The sequence below is a fragment of the Pedobacter sp. G11 genome (assembly GCF_003860265.1).
GTDB classification, from domain to species: domain Bacteria; phylum Bacteroidota; class Bacteroidia; order Sphingobacteriales; family Sphingobacteriaceae; genus Pedobacter; species Pedobacter agri.
In genome coordinates, this window is sequence record NZ_CP034190.1 from 1,653,639 (window position 1) to 1,673,063 (window position 19,425).

Annotated in this window: 16 protein-coding genes; 15 read left to right on the top strand and 1 reads right to left on the bottom strand. The window is 37.7% G+C overall.

The window, feature by feature from the left end:
• Window positions 1-133: 133 nt before the first annotated feature.
• From EA772_RS07260 to EA772_RS07330, 15 genes are all read left to right on the top strand, one after another.
• Window positions 134-2,647, top strand: coding sequence for an SLBB domain-containing protein (locus EA772_RS07260; protein WP_124912147.1), 2,514 nt, complete (start codon window positions 134-136; stop codon window positions 2,645-2,647).
• Window positions 2,648-2,650: 3 nt separating this feature from the next.
• Window positions 2,651-3,715, top strand: coding sequence for a lipopolysaccharide biosynthesis protein (locus tag EA772_RS07265; protein ID WP_124912149.1), 1,065 nt, complete (start codon window positions 2,651-2,653; stop codon window positions 3,713-3,715).
• 3 nt (window positions 3,716-3,718) lie between these two features.
• On the top strand, window positions 3,719-5,167 hold the full coding sequence (locus tag EA772_RS07270; RefSeq protein WP_124912151.1) for a flippase: 1,449 nt from the start codon (window positions 3,719-3,721) through the stop codon (window positions 5,165-5,167).
• A gap of 1 nt (window position 5,168) precedes the next feature.
• Window positions 5,169-5,987, top strand: coding sequence for a DUF5672 family protein (locus tag EA772_RS07275; RefSeq protein ID WP_124912153.1), 819 nt, complete (start codon window positions 5,169-5,171; stop codon window positions 5,985-5,987).
• 30 nt (window positions 5,988-6,017) lie between these two features.
• Window positions 6,018-6,995, top strand: a complete 978-nt coding sequence (locus EA772_RS07280) for a glycosyltransferase (RefSeq protein WP_124912155.1) — start codon at window positions 6,018-6,020, stop codon at window positions 6,993-6,995.
• On the top strand, window positions 6,992-7,930 hold the full coding sequence (locus EA772_RS07285; protein WP_124912157.1) for a glycosyltransferase family A protein: 939 nt from the start codon (window positions 6,992-6,994) through the stop codon (window positions 7,928-7,930). The genes EA772_RS07280 and EA772_RS07285 overlap by 4 nt, the downstream gene beginning before the upstream one ends.
• Complete coding sequence (locus EA772_RS07290) at window positions 7,931-9,232, top strand: O-antigen polymerase (RefSeq protein WP_124912159.1); 1,302 nt, start codon at window positions 7,931-7,933, stop codon at window positions 9,230-9,232.
• Window positions 9,233-9,263: 31 nt separating this feature from the next.
• Window positions 9,264-10,220 carry a glycosyltransferase family 2 protein gene (locus EA772_RS07295; RefSeq protein WP_168187494.1) on the top strand — a complete coding sequence of 319 codons (957 nt, stop codon included), beginning with the start codon at window positions 9,264-9,266 and terminating at the stop codon, window positions 10,218-10,220.
• A complete protein-coding gene (locus EA772_RS07300; RefSeq protein ID WP_124912163.1) occupies window positions 10,217-11,260 on the top strand; it encodes a glycosyltransferase family 1 protein in 1,044 nt (347 codons plus the stop codon). The genes EA772_RS07295 and EA772_RS07300 overlap by 4 nt, the downstream gene beginning before the upstream one ends.
• Window positions 11,257-12,006 carry a glycosyltransferase family 2 protein gene (locus tag EA772_RS07305; RefSeq protein WP_124912165.1) on the top strand — a complete coding sequence of 250 codons (750 nt, stop codon included), beginning with the start codon at window positions 11,257-11,259 and terminating at the stop codon, window positions 12,004-12,006. Before EA772_RS07300 ends, EA772_RS07305 begins: the two co-directional genes overlap by 4 nt.
• Window positions 12,003-12,887 carry an NAD(P)-dependent oxidoreductase gene (locus EA772_RS07310; RefSeq protein ID WP_124912167.1) on the top strand — a complete coding sequence of 295 codons (885 nt, stop codon included), beginning with the start codon at window positions 12,003-12,005 and terminating at the stop codon, window positions 12,885-12,887. Before EA772_RS07305 ends, EA772_RS07310 begins: the two co-directional genes overlap by 4 nt.
• Entirely contained in the window at window positions 12,884-13,867 is a 984-nt protein-coding gene (locus EA772_RS07315; protein ID WP_124912169.1) for a glycosyltransferase family 4 protein, read from the top strand. The genes EA772_RS07310 and EA772_RS07315 overlap by 4 nt, the downstream gene beginning before the upstream one ends.
• 61 nt (window positions 13,868-13,928) lie before the next feature.
• On the top strand, window positions 13,929-15,830 hold the full coding sequence (locus EA772_RS07320; RefSeq protein ID WP_124912171.1) for a nucleoside-diphosphate sugar epimerase/dehydratase: 1,902 nt from the start codon (window positions 13,929-13,931) through the stop codon (window positions 15,828-15,830).
• Window positions 15,784-17,433 carry a gliding motility protein RemB gene (locus tag EA772_RS07325; protein WP_246834065.1) on the top strand — a complete coding sequence of 550 codons (1,650 nt, stop codon included), beginning with the start codon at window positions 15,784-15,786 and terminating at the stop codon, window positions 17,431-17,433. Before EA772_RS07320 ends, EA772_RS07325 begins: the two co-directional genes overlap by 47 nt.
• A gap of 59 nt (window positions 17,434-17,492) precedes the next feature.
• Window positions 17,493-18,116 (top strand): trans-aconitate 2-methyltransferase, encoded by a 624-nt coding sequence (locus EA772_RS07330; RefSeq protein WP_124912173.1) that lies wholly within the window; start codon window positions 17,493-17,495, stop codon window positions 18,114-18,116.
• A gap of 355 nt (window positions 18,117-18,471) precedes the next feature.
• Here the strand turns inward: EA772_RS07330 and EA772_RS07335 are convergent, their stop codons facing one another.
• Entirely contained in the window at window positions 18,472-19,245 is a 774-nt protein-coding gene (locus EA772_RS07335; protein ID WP_210405083.1) for a polysaccharide deacetylase family protein, read from the bottom strand.
• Window positions 19,246-19,425: the final 180 nt, after the last annotated feature.

Consider the following 19,425-nt stretch of genomic DNA (forward strand, 5'->3'; position numbering starts at 1 on the left):
CTTAATCGCTAATCTAAGCTGTTCACCTGTCCAATGAAATAATTTTGTATTTTAGCAGTTTATACAAGCAAAATAATGAATGATTCGTCGCTTTGATCTGCCAACTGGCGCAATTTTCATAAACTACCTACATATGAAGTTTAAAAATCTACTTAAGATAACGCTGTTTTTTTTCATTTTAATCATTGCCGCTGCTTCTCTTCACGCTCAAACCAATTATGCCGATGTAAAGGTTGATGAATTGAGCGATGCAAAAATAAGGGAATTGATGCAACGTGCTGAATCGATTGGTTATAATGACGCACAGTTGGAACAATTGGCATTGGCACAGGGGATGAAGCAATCTGAAATTGAAAAACTGAGGGTTAGGGTCGAGAAAATCAGGAAACAGGATGGCACAGAGAATAACAATTCCGGATCTGAACCAACCTTAACGAAACCGTTCACTGATATTAACCGCTCAAGGGTAAATAATTCACAGAGTAAAATTGATTCGCTAAAACGCATTAACTCGGTATTATCGACAAAAGCGCTGGCCAATACCATTACCCCAAGTAAGCTAAAAGTGTTTGGAGAAGAACTTTTTGGGTTAAGCACTCAAACTTTTGAACCCAATTTAAGAATGGCTACTCCCAAAGGCTATATCGTAGGTCCAGATGATGAATTACTAATTGATATTACAGGCGACAATGAGGTAAGCTACAAATCGAAGGTTAGTCCTGATGGCACTATCAGGGTACAATATGTTGGTCTAATTTCTGTAGCGGGTTTAAGCATTGACCAAGCAACTTCCAAAATTAGATCAGCACTATCTTCCACATATCCGGCTTTGAGATCAGGGAAAACTTCAGTTTCCGTTACGCTTGGTAACATCAGAAGTATTACAGTTACAGTTGTTGGTGAGGCCGTAAAACCGGGTTCATATACGGTATCTTCACTTTCGTCTTTGTTTAATGTATTGAGTGCGGCAGGCGGCCCAAATACCAACGGTACTTACCGTAACATCCAAATTATTAGAGGAAACAAAGTGATTAACACTGTGGATATTTACGATTTTCTTTTAAACGGAATACAAAAAGGAAACATCAGACTTCAAGACCAGGATGTTGTCAATATTCCTGTTTATAAAACCAGGATAGAGTTATCAGGCGAAGTCAAAAGGCCTGCTTTTTTTGAAATTAAAGATTCGGAAACCCTTGCTGATGCGTTGCGGTTTGCCGGTGGCTTTTCAAGTGATGCCTATTCAGCGCAAATCAAAGTATTGCAAAACACGAGCCGTGAGCGTAAAATCACTGATATTCCCAGTGCTGAATTTTCAACCTACCAGCCCAGAAATGGCGACAGCTTTGTAGTCGAAAAAATTCTTGACCGTTTTGCTAATCGTGTAGAGATTTCTGGGGCAGTTTTCCGTCCGGGGCAATATGAACTGGATGAGCAGCTCACGCTCAAAAGTTTGATTTTAAAGGCCGATGGTGTAAAGGAAGATGCATTTTTAAATCGAGGATATATTACGCGTTTAAATGCGGATAATAGCCTTGCGTTACTTTCATTCGATTTGGGGAAAATTTTGGCAGGTACTGAAGCTGATATTAAGTTGCAACGTGAAGATCGGGTGGTAATCAAATCCATATTTGAACTGCGGGAAGAGTTTAGGGTAACTATTCAGGGTGAAGTAAGACAGCCAGGCACTTTTGAGTATGCGGATGGAATGAGTTTAGAATCGCTGATTCAGCTTTCCGGAGGGTTCAAAGAAGGCGCAACACCCAACCGCATCGAAATTTCAAGGAGAATAAAAAACAGTGATGCTACCTCAGCGTCTGCACAAACAGCCGAAGTTTTTACGGTGAATGTAGATCCGGATCTTAAACTACAACAAGGTGGATTCACCTTAAAGCCTTTTGATATCGTCTCCATCCGGGGATCGGAAAGTTATCACGTTCAACGCCAGATTAGAATTGAAGGTGAAGTTTTATACCCGGGTGTATATACGATCATCAAAAAAGACGAACGTATTTCTGATGTCATTAAAAGAGCAGGAGGATTAAGTCCGTTAGCTTATCCGGATGGTGCCTCTTTACGCAGAAATGGACGAGATTTAAGATTAGACAGTTTGGAAAGTGTAAGAGAAGACCGTGAAAAGCTGATGAATTTACAACGTTTGAAGCAATCGGGTGCCCGCGATACGACCAGTCTTGATAAAGATCTTCAGGTATTAAGGAGTGATTTAGTTGGGATTGATCTTAAAAAAATTATGGCTAAACCACAATCCCGGTATGATTTAATTGTAGAGAATGATGATGTGATCAGGGTGCCAAAAGAGCTTCAAACCATTCGGGTAACCGGAGAAGTGTTGAAACCAAATAGCATTGTTTACACCAAAGGTAAAAGTTTTACTGCCTACATCAGTGGTTCAGGTGGGTTTAGTTATAATGCTTACAAGAAAGGTGCATTTATTGTTTATTCCAATGGATCCGTGGCTGCAAACCGAAAATTTTTATTCTTTAATAATTTTCCTCAGGTAAAACCAGGATCGGAAATTTTTGTTCCAAAACGAGCAGAACGTGAAAAATTAAATGCTACTGCATTTATTGGAATATCAACAGCTGTGGCTTCATTAGCGGCTATTATTGTTACTTTGTTACGGTAAGTTATGTCTGATACAATTAGCAGAGAAATTACATTAAAGGAACTCGCCATTAAGGTTACTGAATGGCTATCTTATCTGAAGTCTAAATGGTTGATCATCCTGATCGGTTGCGTATTGGGTATAGCCTTAGGCTACTTATATGCATCCTATAAAAAGCCTAAATATGTTGCGGTGAGTACTTTCGCATTAGAGGATGCGAATAGTGGAACTGGTTTAGGCCAGATGGCTGGATTAGCATCAATGGTAGGTATTGATATTGGAGGCGGAGGTAATGGAGGCGTATTTCAAGGCGATAATTTAATCGAACTCTATAAATCTCGAACGATGATTCAGCAGACATTATTAACTGAGGTTGCTATTGATCATAAAAAACAATTGCTTATTGACCGATATGTTGATTTTAATGGATTAAGAGCCAAATGGGCAACGCACCCTATTTTAAAAAACATCGATTTCAAAGTGTATAAGGATGATCGCTTAATTCGTGCTCAGGATAGCGTACTCGGTGAAGTGGTGAAAGAAATTAGCAGAAGCAACCTGGTTGTAACTAAACCCGATAAAAAACTTAGCATTTTAAAAGTTCAGGTCACCTCAAAAGACGAAGCGTTCTCTAAAGCATTCAATGATGAGATGGTTAAGAAAGTAAATGAGTTTTATTTGCTTACCAAAACAAAAAAGTCGGTTCAAAATGTAGAAATTTTGCAACATCAAACCGATTCTGTTAAGAGAGAATTAAATGGTGCACTTGCTGGGATGGCCAGACTTACTGATGCCAATCCAAATGCTAATCCGGCCCGTCAAATATTAAAAGTACCATCGCAAAGAAGACAAGTGGACGCACAGGCGAATACAGCTATTCTTACAGAGCTGGTTAAGAACCTGGAAATGTCAAAAGTTTCGCAGCGAAAGGAGATGCCGCTCATCCAAATGATCGATTCGCCTATTTTGCCTTTGAACAAAGTAGTCACTACTAAAACGCAGGGGATGGTTGCAGGCTTTTTTCTGGCAGGCTTTTTAATGTCAATTTTTTTGTTGGTGAGAAGAGGTTTTTTATCCATGATTAGATAAAGCATGTCCACCCTCAGGAAAAATATTGCTTTTAATACCTTACTGTCTGTTTCTCAAATATTATTTCCGCTTGTTACCTTTCCCTACGCTTCGCGGGTTTTAGGGCCGGAAGGTATGGGAACGGTTAGTTTTGCTGATAATTTCATCACCTATTTTCTGATTTTTTCTGCATTGGGGATCCCGCTATACGGCGTTCGGGAAATTGCAAAAGTAAAAGATGACCATGTTGCCTTGAGTAAAGTTTTTTCCGAACTGATTTTAATACACCTCATCACTTCAATTTTATCTGTAGGCATTTTGCTGGTGATTAGTTTATCCAGTGCCAGGCTACTTAATAATTTTGGGCTTTACCAAATCGGGATGGGCATTTTGCTAGGGAATGTATTCATTGCAGAATGGTTTTTTCAAGGTATTGGGAAATTTAAATATATCGCTCTAAGAACGGTATTGATCAGGCTTTTTACCATTGCCCTCCTATTTTTCCTGGTTCATTCACCAGCCGATAAAAATATTTACTATGCCTTAAATCTTATTGCAACCATGATTGCTGCCCTGGCCAATATGTATGCCCTTAGCAAGTTAATTGGCATTTCGTTTTATAATTTATCACTTAGAAAACACCTCAAGCCACTTTTCATCATTTTTTCTAATAGTATTATCACCACCATTTATTTGGTTTTTGATACCATTATTTTGGGCTTTTTAACAAATGATGTACATGTTGGTTATTATGCTGCATCCATGCGGATTAGTAAAATCTCACTTGCCGTAATCGGGGTGTTATCTGCCGTTTTATTGCCAAGATTAACCATTGCTTTCAGGGATAAGAACTGGGATGAGGCAAAATCGCTGTTGCTTAAATCGATGAGTTTTGTTGTTTTTCTAAGTATTCCTATCGCCATTGGTACGCTTTGCCTGTCAGAAGAAATTATTATGCTTTTCGCCGGAGCGAAATATCTGCCTGCGGTTACCTCATTGCAGATCCTGTGTTTTATTGTTTGTTTTGTAGGCATGGCACAGGTGTTCGCCCATCAGATTTTACTTCCCCTGCATCAGGAAAGGAAAATATTATACGCTTCACTTTTTGGTGTGGTAGTAAGCCTGGGCTTAAACTTTATGCTTATCCCTACTTTAAAACAAAACGGTGCTGCAATCAGTTCATTAGCTACTGAGGCAAGTGTTACGCTGGTTTTATTTTATTTCTCTTTTAAGTTGTTCAAATTAACATTTCCCGTCATTCAACTGGTACAGGCGGTGATAAGCTCCCTGCTATTTTTTATAGTTAAATTCCTGGTGTTAAAATTGGTTGAAATTCCAGTTCTTGTTATTCTTCTTACTGTATTGATTTCTGGTGTGGTTTATGCCATAATGCAATTATTCGTATGGAGAAATAAAACAATTATCGAGGCATTAAGTGGATTTGGCCCATTAAAGTTCCTGCAAAAAGTTTAGTATGAAAGTTTGTATAGTCATTCCGATATATTCCGATGTAATCAGCTCTTTTGAGCAAGTTGCAATGGATCAATGCTTTCGCATTCTTGGAAGTCACCCCATTTATTTCGTGTTACCTAAAGGTTTAGAAAACTTCATATCGAAGCATCCATATGTTATTCGTGGACAAGCAAAATATAGAACTTTTGATGATCAGTTTTTTACTGATATTATGGCATATAACAGGTTGATGAAGTATACTGGTTTTTACCAAAGCTTTGTTAGTTATGATTTTATGCTCATCCATCAGTTAGATGCTTTCGTATTTAAAGATGAACTACTTTATTGGTGTAAGCAAGGATACGATACCATTGGGGCGCCTCTTTTTGAGGGACATACCGATGCTAGTGCTCAAAGTGGAATGGTAAGTCAGGGCAACGGGGGGTTTTGTTTAAGGAATGTCCTTAAATGCTATGATATTGTAACCAAATTTAAAAAACTACAATATACCCGCACTTTTGAAGATGCCAACCGGCCATTTTACATTAATTTTTATCGATACATTAAACATCAGCTGGTCTTCACCTATTCTGGTTACCCATATCAACCGATTATTAATGAAGATTTGTTTTGGGCTGAAGTTATTCCTGATAATTTTCCTGACTTTAAAGTTCCCAGACCTACAGAAGCCTTAAAGTTTAGTTTTGAAGTAAACCCAGAAATTTTATATCAATTGAACAATGAGCAGTTGCCATTTGGATGCCATGCCTGGTGGAAATACAACTTGAATTTTTGGCTTCCGCACATAAATAATTTTGGCTACGATATAAAGGTTGGTTAAATTTTATAAAATTGTGCACATTTGTAATCTATGGGAGTAAAACTTCGCTTGCTGCAATCTAAAGATGAAGAATATTTTCTTGATTGTATTGATGAACTTTACGCTACAATAGAAGATAACAGCAGTGGTTTTAAAGTCCAACGCATATTCATTAAACATTCTCGTTTTAAATCTTTCCTGGTTCGGAAACTAACTGGCATTCCTGCGTTATTTAAGTTAAGGCCAAAGCTTAAAAATCTTGGTGGGGTTAATTTTGTTTCGATGATTAGCGGTGACTTTAGGTTTCTTATTCCTCATGCCTTTACCTCAAGGTTAAATTTTATATACATGTACGATGTTTGGCCGAGATTTCATCGTTGGATATTTCCTTTGCTTGATTTTTTCAATATTAAATGTATTTTTTTTTCCTCAAAACAGGTTTACGAAATATTTACTGAACAATACAAACACATTAAATGTAAAGCCCTATGGATCCCAGAGGCGCTTCAAATCGATGATTATAAATTTAATGCTTACCACGACAGAAATATTGATGTACTCGAGTTCGGCAGGATGTATGATGAATATCATGAACTGATAAAGGGTGCATTGGCAGATCGAGGTAAAAATCATATTTTTCGTACACCGGATAAGTATTTTCTGTTTGCAGACAAACCTGCTTTTACCCAGGCGCTGGCTTCTTCAAAAATTGTAATTTGTGTGCCATCCAACATTACCAATCCCGAGCGATCTGAATACATTTCTTCCATGACTTTAAGATATCTCCAGGCTATGGCTTCTAAATGTTTAATTGTAGGCTTATTGCCTACAGATATGGAAGAATTGTTTGGCTACAATCCCATTGTTGCTATTGATATGCCAAGGGCTGATACACAAATTCTGGAAATTCTAGAAAACTATGCGCAATATCAACCTCTTATTGAAAAAAACTATCAGGCGGTTATTGCCAATCATCAATGGAAAAACCGCTGGATAATCATGAAGCAGAAAATTGAGGAAATGATATGAGCAGATTGGTAAGCATCATTATACCTTCTTTTAATTACGGGCATCTGATTAATGAAACTTTGCAAAGTGTGATCAAGCAAACGTACCGAAATTGGGAATGTATTATTGTTGATGATGGCTCAACGGACAATACTGCAGAAGTAGTTAATCAATTCATTAAGGGAAACCCTCAGTATAAATTTAAATATCATCCTGTTAAAAATGGGGGTACTTCAGCAGCAAAGAATACAGGAATTGAATTAGCCAGCGGCGAATATGTTCAATTCTTAGATGCAGATGATCTGTTAAGTGAGGATAAACTGGCTGTTCAAATGCATATCGCGGAAAAAATGGAAGCAGATCTTGTTTTTTCAAAATCGATATTTTTTAGTGGCACTTTTCCTCTGGTACAGTATGTAGAAAAATATCCCAACAATTTTTTGGCAGAAGAAAGCTTAAATGGTAATCAATTATGGCAGCGCTTAATCCAAAATAATATCCTAACCATTAGCAGTCCTATTGTTAAAAGAGCGTTGCTTGTTCGGGCTGGAATGTTTAATCCGGCACTGCAAAATAACGAAGATTGGTTATTGTGGTTTAATATTGCCATGTTAAGTCCGAATTTTTTATATGATAAAGATGAACGATCTTTCGTTTTGATCCGTGTGCACCCTACCAGCGCAATGACTAATCATCAAAAAATGTTTGAGGGCGAGGTGGTGGTTCGTCAATACATGGAACAGGCACTTAATCAATCGGATGTGGCTGATCAGCTCATAGATTTGAAAGCGTTAAACCTGAATCTTTTGGCGCTTCATCAAATCAGATCACTTAATGCATTTACCGGGTTAAGTTATATTTTAAGTAAATTTGTAAAAAATCCGGTTAAAGCTTCGCCATTATTGGGCAAGGGTATATTTAAGCTGGGTACCCGCTTATATAAAAGTGTTCGGTAAATGATTAATAAACCTTATGTTCTCATACTGATTGTCGGGGCATTGCTCTTTTTAGATGCCTTCCTGGTTTACCGATACCTTTCCTGGGGAAGTACAATGGATGAAATTTTGCCTTTTACAGGATTTCTCCTACTGGCTGAAACCATCACAGTCTTTTCAATTATTCGCTTTAATCAGATTATCAATCCATTTACGCTCTATAGTTTATTCATTTATATTGCAGGTTTTTCATTTTTAATCATTTCTGACAGGCAAATTGATTACGATTATCATTACATTCTGATCATTGTGTTGAGTATTGCTTTTTTCATCGCAGGAGGCTTGGTGGCGATGAAAACATTTACCTTCAGTTTCAAAAGTTACCTCCCACCGTTGAGCCAACGGTTGAGTTTGGCTTTTTTACTCCTGGTTTTTGTAGCAGGAATCGGCGTTTTTATTTTAGAGGTTGGGCAACTCGGCTATCTTCCGGTTTTTAACCTGGCCAATGCCGAAGTTTATCAAGAACTTAATGAAAATGAGGTAACGCCCTTACATAATTTTATCATTGTCAATTCGGTTTTGCCGGCCATGTTTTACATTCTTTTTAAAAGAAAAACGCTTCGGTTCTGGCAGTTCTTGTTACTCACTGCGGTTTGTGGCTTTATCATTCTTAATTTTTTTAGCAGACAAATCATTGTATTGTTTTTCTTTTCTATGCTTATCGCCTATAGCTATTATAAAACCATTCCATTGCTTAAGTTTTTTTCCATTGGCGTTGTGTGTACCGTTATTTTTATCGTTCTAGGTCAATTAAGGGGAGGCTCCTCCGAAGAATCTAATTCCATGTCGGTTAATGACTTTTTAAGAGATTATGGTGATATCACCAAACCAACCAATATCATCGAAACCTACCTTTCGCTATATGGTGCCGTTAACTTAACATCAGGTAATGGTATTGTGAGTGATGCTTTGCGAGATGACTATGTATCGTATGGCTTATATAGTGCAAGACCAGTGTTAACGATCATACCGGTTGATAAAAATGCGATTTATCCTCCTTTGTACAGTTCTTACACAAAACTTGGCACCTATCTTGTAGACCCATTTTTAGATTTCAGGTGGATTGGGGTTATTGGTTTGAACTTTATGTATGGTCTGTTTGCGATGAATTCTTTCAAAAATTACCTGGCAAAAAATGGGGAATATTATATTGTAGAGTGGTCACTGTTTATCTTTTGTATTTTCATGTGTGCCTTTACCAATTTCTTCCACATGTTTTTTGTCGCCTTCTTTTTTATCATTAATCGCATTGCCATAAAGTAATATGCAGGACCAAGTCGTTTTAACCATTTTAATGGCAACATATAATGGTGCAGCATATTTGGAAAGACAAATAAATAGCATCATCGGGCAGAGCTATCCATACTGGGAACTGATCATCAGAGATGATGGATCAACTGATGGGACACTTGAAATGATTCAGAATTTTTGCAGCCGTGATGCCCGCATCACCTTAATTCACTACGGCAACATCCACGGTTCGGCTTGTCGCAATTTTTCACAGCTTTTTGACTGGGCTTTTGAAAATAAGAAAGATTATGTTTTGTTTGCCGATCAAGATGACATATGGCTGGAAAAAAAGCTGGAACGGACTTATGAGGTGATGTTGGAAAAGGAAAAAATATTTGGCGCTAAAATGCCGTTGCTTTTATATTCTAATTTAAGCTTCATCGATGCCAATGATCAACCCATTAATGTAAATTTGCCTTTGCCTGCAACTTTAAATTTGCCTTTGCTAATCAATGAGAATTACGCCTGGGGCTGCACCATCATGCTCAACCCGGCTGCTGTGCAAAGAGTGAAACACATTCCTGCATCATCTGTAAACCACGATTATTATATTGCGCTGGTCATTTCCGCCTTTGGCAAAAATATTCTGCTTAATGAAAACCTGATATTATATCGGCAGCATCAAAATAACGTCAGTGGCAACGTAAACAAAATGACTTTTGCCAGTCGGTTTAACCGATATTTTAAGCACAGCGATGCGATGCTCAAACCATTGACTGACAACTATAATTTAGTAAATTCTTTCTTTTGTCGATACAGAAAAGCGCTTAACCAGCAGCAGTATCATATTGTTCATGATTTTTTGGAGAGTTACCGGCGTGGGTTTTTAGCGCTGGTTAGCAAAATGATTCAGCACAAAATTTTTAAAATAGGCCTTGGGAAAAACCTGATCTATTTTTATACCTTATATTCGTTGAGAAGCCGTGTGGTAGAAAGCTTTAATGAAGGGAAGGCGGAATGAAAATCCATTATGATAATATTATTTACAGTCTGCAAAATGCCGGAGGAATTTCTTCTTACTGGACATCACTGATCTCCAGATTTTTAAGAGATAATTTTGATATTAGTTTTACGGAATATACCAATCAGAATATTTCGAGGTTGGAGTTGAATATTCCATCAGAAAAATTGATTGTACAGCGTAAGAAGCTCGTTTTAGTGGAGCGATTTAAAAAGCTTTTTCTCAAAAATCATCATGAGCCTTTTATTTTTCATTCCAGCTACAACCGCTTCACCAACCACCCCCAGGCAAAATCTATAGTCACGATTCATGATTTTGTGCATGAACGGTTTTATGGTGGATTAAGGAGGTATTTACATGTATTACAAAAAAACAAAGCAATTGAGGCTGCCGATCAAATCATTGTCGTGTCTGAAAATACCAGGAGAGATCTGTTAAAATTCCATCCTTCCCTAAAAGAAGAGCGCATCACTGTAATTTACAACGGCGTTTCTGACGCGTTTTTCCCGGTTGCAGCGCAATCTTTTACGCAACGACCATACCTTCTGTTTATAGGCTCAAGGGCTTATTATAAAAATTTTAATTTTGCCGTTCAACTATTACAAACATTGCCGGAATTCGATTTGTACATCGTGGGTGCTGCATTATCAAAATCAGAAGGACAATCACTTAACCACAAGCTCAGTGGCCGATGGAAAGTTTTTACCCATATCGAAAATCAAGAATTAAACCTGCTCTATAACCAGGCTTTTGCTTTAGTTTATCCTTCCTCTTACGAGGGATTTGGTATACCTTTGCTTGAAGTAATGAAAACCGGAACACCCTTTGTGGCATTAAATCGATCGTCGATACCAGAAGTTGCTGGCGATGCCGGATTATTAGTAAATGAGTTGGATATTGATGCTTTCAGGCAAGCGATTTACAGCATTTCCGGGAATGAAGCATTACTGCGGGTAAAGGGCCTGGAGCAATCTAAAAAATTTTCCTGGGAACAATGTTATCAGGAAACGTTGCAGGTATATCAAGCTTTAGTACCATGAAAATCTCCATTATCACAGTAGTATTTAATAATCGAAATACGGTAAAAAGTGCAATTGAATCTGTTTTAGCGCAACTTTACCCGAACATCGAGTATATTATAATAGATGGTGCCTCTACAGATGGAACACTGGATATCATAAAGGAATATGGTTCTGCCATTCATCAGGTGGTTTCGGAACAGGATGCTGGGATTTATGATGCTATGAATAAAGGAATTAAATTGTGCACTGGTGATGTAATCGGCATTTTAAATTCAGATGATGTCTATGAAAATAACCAGGTTGTTTCTACGGTAATGGACGCTTTTTCAAGTGATCTTGATTTAGCACTCGTTTACGGCGATTTGGTTTACGTGAAAAGTGACGATTTAAATCAGGTGGTTCGTAAATGGACTTCAGAAAGCTACTATTCTGATTTTTTTGAAGATGGTCATGTACCACCACATCCATCATTGTTTATTAAAAAGACGGTTTACCAGGAGGTTGGTCTTTTTGATTTAAACATGCGTTTGGCTGCAGATTATGAATTTATGTTGCGTTTGTTCAAACTGCACCAATTTAAAAGCAAATACATCAACCGTTTGTTTGTACGTATGCGCTTAGGTGGTGCAACCAATGTGAGTATGAAAAATATCATCAATGGAAATCTGGAGATACTCGCTGCCTGGAAAAAAAATCATTTAAAGGCACCCTATTTGTTAATGCCCAAAAGAATTATTAAAAGATTAACGCAGTTTCTAAAATGAGGATAATCTTAACAGGTGCTTTTGGTTTTCTGGGAAAAGCAATTTCCAACTATTTTGCCCAATACCAATTAATAAAGTTAGGCAGATCAGCTGGTGATGTTGTTGCCGACCTTGCAATGGAGATCCCCGTACTGCCAGTTTGCGAGCTGGTTATTCATGCAGCGGGAAAGGCACATGTAGTGCCCGAAACAGAAGCAGAGAAAGCTGTATTTAACCAGGTAAATGTAACTGGTACAATGAATTTACTCACCGGGCTCGAAAAATGTGGCTTGCCAAAATATTTTGTGTTTATCAGCTCTGTTTCCGTTTACGGTTTAGACGAAGGTCTTCTTATCAATGAGGATTTTCCCTTATTGGCACAAGACCCTTACGGTAAAAGTAAAATAGCTGCCGAAGAATTAATTAGGGCGTGGTGCAAGGAGAACAAGGTCATCTGCACCATCTTACGCCTGCCCTTATTAGCTGGTCAAAACCCACCCGGAAATCTTCGCAGTATGATCATGGCCATAAAAAAAGGGTATTACTTTAACATTGGTAATGGTGAAGCGCAAAGGAGCATGGTTATGGTAGATGATGTGGCGAAATTTATTGAGCAGATTTTTACCATTGGAGGTGTTTACAACCTTACAGACGGTGTGCATCCCAGTTTCAGCGCTTTATCATCAGCCATATCGCAACAAATTAATAAAAGAAGTTCGCTAAGTTTGCCTTATGGTTTTGTTAAAACGTTTGCGCTGTTCGGAGATCTTTTCGGAGGGAATTTTCCCATCACTAGTAAAAAGCTAAGTAAAATGACTAAAACCTTGACTTTTTCCAATCATAGAGCCAGACATCAAATTGACTGGAACCCAAAGTCGGTAGTTGATAATCTGATTATATGATTTATATCTCCATTGTTTTTTTTACCATTTTGCTTTTTGGAATTATGTACCTCTATCTCCAAACAGCAGATCGATATAATATCATTGATGCACCAAATGAGAGAAGCTCTCATGCAGAACATACGATTAGGGGTGGCGGAATTATATTTCCAATTGCGCTACTACTCGAATTTGCGTTTTCTGGCTATCAGTATGCCTGGTTTATGACTGGCTTGCTTTTCATCAGCGCCATCAGCTTTCTCGATGATCTGAAAAATCAGGATTTTAGGTTGCGATTCTCCATCCATTTATTAGCGGTGGCATTACTTTTTTATCAGTTAAACCTTTATATTTTTCCATGGTATATTGTAGGCCTTGCGCTCCTGTTTGTAATAGGAGGGATCAATGCCATCAATTTTATGGACGGAATTAACGGGATAACTGGTGGATATAGTTTGTTAACCTTGCTGTCACTCTTGTATATCAACATCAATCATTTTCATTTTATAGATAACATGATTGTCATTGCTACCATTGCAGCGGTTTTAGTATTTAACTTTTTTAACTTCAGAAGATTGGCAAGGTGTTTTGCAGGTGATGTAGGTAGTGTAAGTATAGCATTTATCATTCTGTTTTTTATCTTAAAACTCATCATATTTAGCAATAACCTAAACTATATTTTATTGCTTATGGTGTACGGTTTAGACGTAGTGAGTACCATGTTTTTCAGGATTTTAAGGAAGGAAAATATTTTTGAGGCACATCGTACTCATTTTTACCAATTTTTAGCAAACGAGCGAAATATTTCACATTTACAGGTTACGGTTTATTATTGTTTGATTCAATTGGCAATTAACCTTTGTTTAATTTTCCTCAATATTAACAAAATATCCTATCTTGCACTAATTTTAACAATTACAGGTACGTTTTTTGTTGCTTTTCGATTAGTTGTTCAGGGTAAGACAGAACTGGTTAAGGGTTTGCACAAAGGTAATAATTGAAAATTTGGTGTTTAGTAAAATCAATATAGTGCCCCGTTGGCTAATTTTTATTATCGATTTGATGATATGCACCATTTCTCTGGGAATAGCCTATTTTATCAGATATAACTTCGATATTACCGATCTTAATCTAATTTTCTTTAGCCGCACCGCATTGGTGATTGCTATTATCAATGTAATCGTATTTTTTAATGTAAAATCTTACACCGGAATCATTCGGTACACCAGCGCTCAGGATACTTTTCGAATATTATTTGCTGTGGTACTCAGTGCTGCAGCTGGCTTCGTGATCAATATCTCGATTACCGCATTCTGGAACTACCAGCTCACGTCAAACATCATCGTGGTGATTTATGGTCTGGTTAGTTTTGTATTGCTCATTACCTATCGCATTTTAGTGAAGTATTTTTTCACTTATGTTAAAAACCTGAATCTCGATAAGATGCGGGTGATTATTTATGGGGCAGGAGAAGCAGGTATTGCTACAAAGAGAACCTTTGATCACGATAACAGGATTAACAAAAATATCATTGCTTTTGTGGATGATGACCTTAGAAAAGTTGGTAAAACCATTGATGGGGTAAGGATATTAGATGCCAGGGAATTAAAAAGCCTTATTGCTAAAAAAGAAGTTGATGAATTGATTTTTGGGTCTTTCAGTATTCCGATAGAGGTAAAAAATGACATTGTTGATGCTTGTTTAGAGCATGATGTAGTCGTACTCAATATTCCACCTTCTAACGTTTGGATTGATGGCAAACTGCAATCGTCGCAAATACAGAATTTAAACATAGAGGATTTACTCAACAGGAAAACGATTGAGATCGATGTAGAAGGAATCAAAAGCCAGATTAAAAATAAAAGAATTTTAATTACAGGTGCTGCCGGTTCAATAGGAAGTGAAATTGTGCGTCAGCTGCTTAAATTTGAACCGAGCTTGATTATCCTTAACGATCAATCTGAAACCGCTTTACACGATCTTTACCTGGAGTTAGAAGAATCGAGCCAGAATTACAATTACCATGCGGCCGTAGGCGATGTTCGCGACATCAGGCGAATGGAACATATTTTCGAAACCTACAAACCTCATTTTGTCTATCATGCCGCAGCCTATAAACATGTACCATTAATGGAAGATAACCCCTGCGAAGCCATTAAAACCAATGTGATGGGTACCAAAGTTATCGCAGATTTATCAATTAAATTCGGTGTACGTAAATTTGTGATGATTTCTACTGATAAGGCAGTTAACCCCACAAATATCATGGGAGCTTCCAAGCGCATTGCCGAAATATATGTCCAATCGCTCAACAATACCTTAAGTAATCCAAGCTATATTTTCAGTAATGGCTTAAGTTATATCAACGATTTAAATATAAAACCGATTACCAAGTTTATTACCACCCGGTTTGGAAATGTTTTGGGCTCCAATGGCTCGGTTATTCCACGGTTTAAGCAACAAATTGAGAAAGGAGGCCCGGTTACGGTTACCCATCCTGAAATTACCCGGTATTTCATGACCATTCCTGAAGCCTGCAGGTTAGTGCTGGAGGCGGGAAACATGGGAAAGGGTGGGGAGATCTTTATCTTTGACATGGGTAAATCTGTTAAAATTGTGGAGCTCGCAAAGAAAATGATTCGTTTAGCCGGATTAATTCCTAATCAGGATATTAAGATTCAGTATAGCGGATTACGGCCAGGGGAAAAATTGTTTGAAGAACTCTTAAATGACAATGAAAACACGATGCCAACCCATCACCACAAAATTATGATAGGGAAGGTGCGGGAGTATATCTTCAATGATGTGGAACAACACATTTACAAATTAATAAACTGTGCTAAAGCCAACGACAACAGGCAGGTAGTGGTGTTGATGAAGGAGCTGGTACAGGAATACAAAAGCAATAATTCTATTTATGAAGAACTCGACAATGCAGATGAAGAAAAACAATATCCGGTTTAAGATTTTATTTGCACTTAGCTTAACTTTCTTTTCAACAGGAGCGGCACTTTCCCAAACGCCAAACCAAAACATCCCTTATTCTTTTCAGTTTTATCAAAAATTAAATCATTCGGTATATGATCAAAATTCCCGTTTTCACAGTTCGATAAAAGGTTATTATGCAGATGACAGCGTATTAGTTAAGCGCTACCGAGGTTTAATGCAACTGGGTGTTGACTCACTCAATAAAAGAAGTTGGGTTCGACGAAAATTAACAGATGAGCACCTGATTAACCTTAAGGGCGAGGATTACAAGGTATATATCGACTTTTTACCAGATTTTCAAATTGGGAGGGAAACCACTGAGCGTAAAACCACTTGGTTAAATACACGTGGTTTTCAAATCGGCGGTGATGTAGGCGAAAAATTTTCATTCTATGCCAGTGCCTATGAAAATCAGGGCGTTTTTGCCAATTACGTTACTGATTTTATAAATACCAACGAAGTGGTGCCTAGTGAAATGACGGGTAAGTTGGGCGATAAGACAAAAGATTGGTCGTACGCTACCGCGTTGCTGTCTTACACCGCAAATAAACACCTGAACATCGCTTTAGGATACGATAAAAACTTTATCGGAGATGGTTATCGCTCGATGTTGCTTTCTGATGTGGCTGCCAATTATTCATTTCTTCGGTTAAGGGCTTCCCTAGGCAATGTTCAATATCAAACCATTTTTGCCTACATGCTTGATCCAGGTGCGGAGAAATTTACCACCGATCGCCGTTTAGGAGACCGGGGAAAATGGATGGCCGCACATTATTTAGATTGGAACGTTACGAAACGCTTTTCTGCCGGCTTTTTTCAGGCTGTTACCTGGGCTGATGCACAGGTGGAGGGAAAACGAGGTTTCGACTTCAATTATATTCATCCGTTCATCTTCCTGCGCTCGGTTGAAAGTGCCAATACCAGTTCACCAGATAAAATGCGTTTGGGTATTAATTTAAAATATGAGGTGCTGGATAAAACCGCACTTTATGGTCAGTTTATGTTCGATGAGTTTACCGCAAAAGAGTTTTTTGCTAACAACGGCTACTGGGCTAACAAGTGGGCCGTTCAGCTTGGTTTTCGCGGATCAGATTTGTTTAAAGTGCCTGGTTTAAACTATCTGGCAGAGTTTAACACTGCCCGTCCGTACACCTATGCACATTTCGATCGTGTTTCCAATTATGCTGCGATGAACCAGCCGTTGGCACACCCCTTTGGTGCAAACTTCAGGGAATTTTTAGGTTTATTGAACTATAGCTACAAACGTTTCGATTTCCAGGGGCAAATGATATATGCCAATTATGGTTTAGATCCTGCTGGTTTAAATTATGGTAAAAATATTTTCCTCGACTACAGCACTCATGTCAGCAATTATGGAAATTTTATCGGTCAGGGCATCAAAACCAATTTGTTTTTTACAGAAGCCAAAGTGTCGTATCTCATCAATCCAAAGTATAATCTAAGGGCAGAAATTGGTGGGATTATCAGAAAAGAATCTTCATCAGTAGCTACACAAAACACCGGAATGATCAGCTTTGGTTTGAGAAGTACCTTTAGAAATCTTTACCGTGATTTTTAAGCTACCACTCTTTCAAAAAAGCAAACAGATTAATTCAATACATCCTTTATCATAAAACTATGGTTACCGCAGAAAAAATTTTTTACTATATCAAACAACGATTATTCAGAAAGTTCTTGTACCGCTTTGGAATCGGAAGCCCGGTGGGTAGAGGCGTTTGGGAAGAGCAATTTAAAAATGGCGCTTGGGATTACCTTTATTCAGAAACAGAATCCTTACACTATAAAAGTATTGTAAAGTTCTATAAGCAATATGGTGGTGGTAGCGTGTTAGATGCAGGTTGCGGACAAGGGGTGCTATTTCACTATCTAAAATCAGAGATTAAAGGTCCGGATGATTACCTCGGTTTTGATATTTCTGAAAATGCGGTAGCCGAAGCCCGAAGAACATTTCCACCATTCCGTTTCGAGCAAATGGACTTTAACCAAAACACGCCGAAAGAAAAGTTTGATGTGGTAATTTTTAACGAATGTGTTTATTATTTCAAAAAACCTGTTGAGCAGCTGGATGCTTATCTCAAAAGTACTTTAAAGCCGGGTGGACATGCCATCATCTCTATGTTTTATTTTGAAGAGCATGCGCAGCTCTGGAAACGATATGCTGATAAGTATAATTTCCTGGATTGGGAGGAAGTAACGAATGAGAATGGGCAGAAATGGCGGATTTGTATATTTAAGCCCTAAAATTTCGGTCATTTCGATTTGAATGTTAGCCACTTGGAGATGCGCATAAGTATTGAACTACGCTTGTTGTGGCGCATCACAAATCCGTTATTACGAACATAGCAATAGGAGAGATGACACTGCAACAGCATGTTGTTCTTATGGCCTAAAAATCAATCCATCACTTTATCTTTTTACTTGACTGCGGAAGCGGCCTTTTCTCCGCCTCCGCAGCCTTAACTTTATGCTGTAGATTTCTTCAATATCAAATTCTAGCATAGATCTCTCCAACATGAAATGTTGTTCTCTACGAGAACCTACGAACAAATCCCTTATATTTATGACTATTCCAATTTCGCCGTTCGACTAGAAAATTTCAAAAAGCTTTACTTAAAAGTTTATTTAACAACAGGAATAAAGGGTCATATAAAGAACGCATCATTTGATACCTTTTGCTTAATTTTAGGTTAATGGCATTGCGATCATCACCCTCGTTGATGGCAAATCTACGTAGGGTGAAATTACTTTCTAAAGATGTATAGATAGATAAACCAAATTTATAACCTGCTTTTTTTAGCATTTGCTCGTGTTGCATTGGCACCTTGCCATAAGGATAAGCAAATGAATAAGTAGGATGTTCTAATAATTTTTCTAAGGTATATTTTGAGTTAACGATATCTGCATAAGCAACATTGTAGGTTACCGTATCTAATTTGATATGTTTCTCTCCATGGCTACCCACTTCCATTCCCAGGGCAACCAGTTTTTTTAATTGTGTGACATTCATTAATTCTACACTGATCATGCCATACTCTTTAATATCCCAGGTATTTACTCCATCTATGTGTTCGGTGGGCATATAAAATACTGCTTTCATGCCTCTTTTAATCAATTCTGGTATGGCGAAATCGAATAGGGTTGCCGGGCAATCATCAAAACTAATGATGACTTTGTTGGCTAAATCGCTTCTATTTAATTTTCGCTCAACAATCTCCTGAAAGGTAGTGGTTTGTAAGCCCTTTTGTTCGATGCAGTTTAATAATTCGAGAAATTTTTCATGACTTATACACCATTTCTCCAAACTCGAGTGAGGTTGATTGGCAATATGATGCAACATGATAATGGGGGTATTCAACTTTAATCTGCTCAAGCTTGGTATGCAATTTCTGATTTTACGCCAAATAAACAGAATATATCGCTCAAAACCTCAAATTTTGCGAGTTTTATTTATTAGGAGCTTAAAATTTTAAATAATTAAATGTTATGAAAAAAATATTATTATATTCCATGAGGTTATGAAGAAAAGCGTATAAAAATTGAAAAAATTTTC